The organism is Inquilinus sp., assembly GCF_057815775.1.
The window spans coordinates 1-1,811 of sequence record NZ_JBYRFX010000545.1 but is presented as its reverse complement, the minus strand read 5'-3'; the positions used below and the strand labels follow the sequence as shown (position 1 = coordinate 1,811).

Here is a 1,811-nt window from a genome sequence, read left to right as displayed (position 1 = left end):
ATCGCCAGCGACGGCCGGCTGGTGGTGGCCTTCGGCGGCATGCCGCCGCGCAACAGCCAGATCGCCTCCGGCGGCACCGGCCGGCACCAGCAGCGCGACTGGAACCGCCGCAGCCGCGAGGCCGGGGTGCAGTTCGTCTATGTCGGCCCGGTGCGTGACGACATGGCGGCGGAGGCCGGGGCCGAATGGCTGGCGCCGCGGCCGAACACCGACACCGCGATCATGATGGGTCTGGCCCACACGCTGGTGGCGGAAGGGCGGCACGACCGCGCCTTCCTCGACCGCTACACCAGCGGCTTCGACCGCTTCCTGCCCTATCTCATGGGCCAGGCCGACGGCGTGGCCAAGGATGCCGACTGGGCGGCCGCGATCTCCGGCCTCTCCGCCGCGACCATCCGCGACCTCGCCCGCCGCATGGCGTCGCAGCGCACGCTGATCAGCCTCAGCTGGTCGCTGCAGCGCTCCGACCATGGCGAACAGCCCTATTGGATGGGCACGGTGCTGGCGGCGATGCTGGGCCAGATCGGCCTGCCGGGCGGCGGCATCGGCTATGGCTATGGCGCCGAGGCCAATGTCGGCTCGGCCAGCGACGGCCGCGGCCGCGCCCGCATCGGCGCCGGGCCGAACCCGACCGGCCGCTACATCCCGGTCGCCCGCGTCTCCGACCTGCTGCTGCGGCCGGGCGAGGAGGACGACTACAACGGCCACAAGATCGTCTATCCCGACATCCGGCTAGTCTACTGGGCCGGCGGCAACCCGTTCCACCACCACCAGGACCTCAACCGCTTCCTGCGCGCGTGGCAGAAGCCGGAGACGGTGATCGTGCAGGAGCCGTGGTGGACGCCGGTGGCCCGCCGCGCCGACATCGTGTTGCCGGCCACCACCAATTTCGAACGCAACGACATCGGCGGCGCCGCGCGCGACCCCTTCATCCTGGCGATGCCGCAGGCGATCCCGCCGGTCGGCCAGGCGCGCAGCGACTTCGACATCCTGGCCGAGCTGTCGGACCATGGCGGGGTGGGCGAGACCTTCACCGAAGGCCGCGACGAGATGGGCTGGGTGCAGCATTTCTATGACGGCGACCGGCGTGCCGCGGCGGAGGATGGGGTCGAACTGCCCGGCTTCCAGGAGTTCTGGGAGCGCGGCCATGTCGAGCTGCCGATGTCGGCCAAGCCGAAGATCCTGCTGGAATCGTTCCGCGCCGACCCGCAGGCCAACCCGCTGACCACGCCGACCGGCCGGATCGAGATCGTGTCCGACCGCATCGCCGGCTTCGGCTATGACGACTGCCCGGGCCACCCGGTATGGCTGGAGCCGTCGGAATGGCTCGGTGCCGAGGAGACCGACCGGTTCCCGCTGCACCTGATCTCCAACCAGCCGAAGACCCGGCTGCACAGCCAGCTCGACGCCGGCGTGACCAGCCGTAGCGAGAAGATCGCGGATCGCGAGCCGGTGTGGATCCACCCGGTCGACGCCGCCGCCCGCGGCATCCAGGATGGCGACGTGGTGCGGCTGTTCAACGACCGCGGCGCCTGCCTGGCCGGGGCTCTGGTCACCGACCGGGTGATGCCGGGGGTGATCCAGCTCGCCACCGGCGCCTGGTACGACCCGGAGGTGCCGGGCGCGATCGGTGCGATGTGCAAGCACGGCAACCCGAACGTGCTGACCCGCGACAAGGGCACCTCGCGGCTGGGGCAGGGGCCCAGCGCCCATTCCTGCCTGGTCGAGATCGCCAAGCTCGAAGGTGAGGCCCCGCGCGTCACCGCCTTCGACCCGCCCGTCATCCTCGACCCGAAGGCCGAGGCGGCGGA

1 protein-coding gene is annotated in these 1,811 nt (G+C 71.6%); it reads left to right on the top strand.

Going from position 1 to position 1,811, the window contains the following annotated elements; translation table 11 throughout:
* On the top strand, positions 1–1,811 hold a 1,811-nt coding region (locus AC3XYG_RS19040), incomplete at both ends, for a molybdopterin-dependent oxidoreductase (protein WP_489141432.1).